Source organism: Microbacterium sp. Kw_RZR3 (genome assembly GCF_029222405.1).
Taxonomy (GTDB): Bacteria; Actinomycetota; Actinomycetes; order Actinomycetales; family Microbacteriaceae; genus Microbacterium.
In genome coordinates this window covers 1-3,848 of record NZ_JARHXC010000050.1, presented here as the reverse complement: position 1 = coordinate 3,848, position 3,848 = coordinate 1, and the positions used below count along the sequence as shown (strand labels likewise).

Here is a 3,848-nt window from a genome sequence, read left to right as displayed (position 1 = left end):
GGTGCCGGTGGCGGCTGAATCGGTCCCGTGGGGGATGTCTCGCCACGTTTCTCGGGAGTTTCGCACGGCCGGTGGCATGGACCTCGCGACAGTCAGTCGCCCGCGTGCCGGTCCAGGAACGCGAACACCTCGGCGTCGTCGACGCCGGGGAACATACCGCGGGGGAGCGGCGAGAACATGTGCCGGTGCACGCGGGCGCTCGGCCACGCCTTGCCCGACCAGCGTTCGGCCGCCTCGGAGTCGGGGCGACGGCAGCACGACTCGTCGGGGCAGCGTGAGACGCCGCGCGTCGAGGTCTCGCGGCCGCGGAACCAGCGCGCGTCGTCGAAGGGCACCCCCACGGTGATCGAGAAGTCACCGTCGGATGTCGAGCCGGTCTGGGTCGAGCACCAGAACGTCCCGGCGGGGGTGTCGGTGTACTGGTAGTGCTCGGTGGTGCGGTTGTGCTCGTCGAAGGCCGATCGCGCCGAGAACTTCTTGCACACGATCTGCCCCTCGACCGACCCGGTCACGTCGGTGGGCAGGGGGAGGCCGTCGTTCTCGTACACGCGCGAAATGGCCCCGTCGCCGTCCACGCGGAGGAAATGCAGACGGATGCCGAGATGCGCCGTCATGAGATTCGTCATCCGCATCGCGGCGGCCTCGTGCGTGACGCCGAACGCGTCACGGAAGTCTTCGACGGCGAGGTTGCGGTCCTTCTTCGCCTGAGCGAGGAACGCGACGGAGCTCGTTTCGGGCATGAGACAGCAGGCGGCGTAGTAGTTGATCTCGAGGCGCTGCTGCAGGAAGTCCGCGTAGTCGGTGGGTGGCCGGTGCCCGAGCAGACGGTGGGCCATCGCCTGCAAGGCCATCGAGCGCAGACCGTGGCCACCGGGAATGGATGCCGGGGGAAGGTAGATGCGTCCGTTCTCGAGGTCGGTGACCGAGCGGGCCGAGTGGGGGAGGTCGCTGACGTAGATCAGCTCGAAGCCCAACTGCTCGGCCATGATGCTCACCGTGCGGTGGGTCAGGGCGCCGGAGGAATGACCCGCGGCCTTGAGCTGCTTCTCGGCCAGCTTCTCGATGTCCGGCAGGTGATTGTCGACCGCGCGCATGCGCAGGCGCATCTCGGTGTTCGCGCGCCGCGCCTCTTCGGGGCTCGCGATCGTCTCGCGCTCCCGGCGCTGCAATTCGCGGTGCAGGCCGAGCACGGCTTCGATCGTCTCGTCGCTGGTGCCCTTGGTCACCTTCATGGGAGGGATGCCGAGCTGCTGGAAGAACGGGCTCGACTGCGCGCGCTCGAGCTCGATCTCGAGCGCCGCGCGCCGGTTCGGCGGCTCGGTCGAGAGCAGCTCGGTGACCTCGGTCTCGGTCGCGCGGGCGATCTCCTGCAGGAGGGAGAGCTTCGGCTCGCGCTTACCGTTCTCGATCAGGCTGAGCTGGCTGCCCGCGACGCCCACCAGCGCGCCGAGTTCGTCCAGGGTGAGCCCGCGCGCGAGTCGGTGGTGGCGGATGCGGTGTCCGAGCGTGGTCAGTTCGAGCGACGAGGCCATTCCTTGACCATATCGAAAGATCTTCAATTTTTACGAGCAGATTCGTCTTAAAGATCGATCGAGTGCCCGTCAGAGTGGGGGAACACCACAGAATTCCGCTCAAAGGAGACGACATGGCCCTCGCCGACATCTTCGCCCGCCCCACCGGCCGCGCCGCCGCGACCGCTCCCGTCGCCCGCCCCGGTTACGGCGCGCGTCCTGACGTCGACGGTCCCGGCATGCCCGGCCTCCTCGCCTGGGTCGACCAGGTCGCCGCCCTCACGCAGCCCGACCGTATCCACTGGGTCGACGGTTCCGCCGCCGAGAACGACGCGCTCCTTCGCGAGATGGTCGACGAGGGCAAGCTCATCAAGCTCAACCCCGAGTGGCGCCCGGGCTCCTACCTCGCGCGTTCGCACCCCGGCGACGTCGCCCGCCTCGAGTCGCGCACCTACATCGCGTCCGAGCGCGAAGAGGATGCCGGCCCCACCAACAACTGGATCGCCCCGGCCGAGATCCGCGAGACGCTGAACGGCGTCTTCGAGGGCTCCATGCGCGGCCGGACGATGTACGTCGTCCCCTTCTCGATGGGCGCCGTCGGCGGCCCCCTCAGCCACATCGGCGTCCAGATCACCGATAGCGCCTACGCCGTGGCATCCATCGGCGTCATGACCCGCGTGGGCAGCGCCGTCACCGAACAGATCGCCGCGGGGGCTCCGTGGGTGAAGACCGTGCACTCGGTCGGCGCGCCGCTCGCGCCGGGCGAGTCCGACGTCGCGTGGCCGTGCAACGACGAGAAGTACATCGTCCACTTCCCCGACACCCTCGAGGTCTGGTCGTTCGGTTCGGGCTACGGCGGCAACGCGATCCTCGCCAAGAAGTGCTTCGCCCTGCGCATCGCCTCCGTCATCGGTCGCGACGAGGGCTGGCTGGCCGAGCACATGCTCCTCATCCGCGTGATCGACCCGAAGGGCAAGGCGTACCACGTCGCCGCCGCGTTCCCCTCGGCCTGCGGCAAGACCAACCTCGCGATGCTCCGTCCGACGATCCCCGGGTGGCGCGTCGAGACCCTCGGAGACGACATCACCTGGATCCGTCCGGGTGAGGACGGGCGGCTCTGGGCGATCAACCCCGAAGCCGGCTTCTTCGGTGTCGCTCCCGGCACCGGTGAGTCCACGAACGTGACCGCGATCGAGACGCTGTGGGGCAACACGATCTTCACGAACGTCGCGCTCCGCCCCGACGGCGACGTCTGGTGGGAGGGCCTGACCGACGAGGCGCCCCCGCAGCTCATCGACTGGGAGGGCAAGCCCTGGACGCCCGCGTCGGGCCGCCCCGCCGCGCACCCCAACTCGCGTTTCACGGTCGGCGCCGCGCAGTGCCCGCAGATCGCGCAGGACTGGGAGGCCCCCGAGGGCGTTCCTCTCGACGTCATCCTGTTCGGCGGACGCCGCGCGACGAACGTCCCGCTCGTCGTCGAGGCCACGGACTGGTCGCACGGCGTCTTCCTCGGCTCGACGGTGTCTTCGGAGAAGACCGCCGCGCAGGAGGGAACCGTTGGCGAGCTGCGCCGCGACCCGTTCGCGATGCTGCCCTTCTGCGGCTACAACATGGGCGACTACTTCGGCCACTGGCTGAACGTCGGCCAGAAGCTCCGCTTCGACCGGGCTCCGCGCATCTTCCAGGTCAACTGGTTCCGCAAGGGCGACGACGGCCGCTTCCTCTGGCCCGGCTTCGGTGACAACGCCCGCGTGATCGACTGGATCATCCGCCGCGTCGACGGACAGGTCGACGCCGTGGACAGCCCGATCGGCCGCCTGCCCCGCGTGGACGACCTCGACCTGTCGGGTCTCGAGATCCCCGCCACCGACCTCGATGAGCTGTTCGCGATCGACCGTGACTCGTGGCTCGCCGAGGCCGACCTGACCGAGGAGTTCTTCGACACCTTCGGTTCGCACCTTCCCGCCGCCCTCCGCGCCGAGCTCGCGGCCCTGCGCTACCGCCTGCAGCGCGCCTGATTCCGCTCGCCCCGTCCCGCCTCCCGCGCGGGCGGGGTGAGCCCTTCGAATCCGATGCCCCTCCCGTTCTTGGCGCGCAGGAGGGGCATCGGTACGTCCACGCCGGGCGTGACCCGCGCCCCGCGGGCGTCCCGCCGGCCCGAGCCGTCGCACGGGCGTTGCCGCGGCGCCGGGGCCGTTGCGCTGGCGTTCGCGTGGCGCCGAGCCGTTGCGATGGCGTTGGTGCGGCGCTGAGCTGTCGCGCGAGCGCTCCCGCGGCACCGGTTCGTCGCATAAACGCTGTTTGCTCACGGAAACGCGTGCAGAGCGTGTTTCTGTG

At 69.6% G+C, this 3,848-nt stretch carries 2 protein-coding genes; one reads left to right on the top strand and one right to left on the bottom strand.

The window, feature by feature from the left end:
* Window positions 1–92: 92 nt before the first annotated feature.
* Window positions 93–1,532, bottom strand: coding sequence for an XRE family transcriptional regulator (locus P2P98_RS02200; protein WP_275796766.1), 1,440 nt, complete (start codon window positions 1,530–1,532; stop codon window positions 93–95).
* Between the two features lie 113 nt (window positions 1,533–1,645).
* Here P2P98_RS02200 and P2P98_RS02195 point away from each other — a divergent pair, with 113 nt between their 5' ends.
* Entirely contained in the window at window positions 1,646–3,529 is a 1,884-nt protein-coding gene (locus P2P98_RS02195; RefSeq protein ID WP_275796764.1) for a phosphoenolpyruvate carboxykinase (GTP), read from the top strand.
* The last annotated feature ends 319 nt before the right edge of the window (window positions 3,530–3,848 follow it).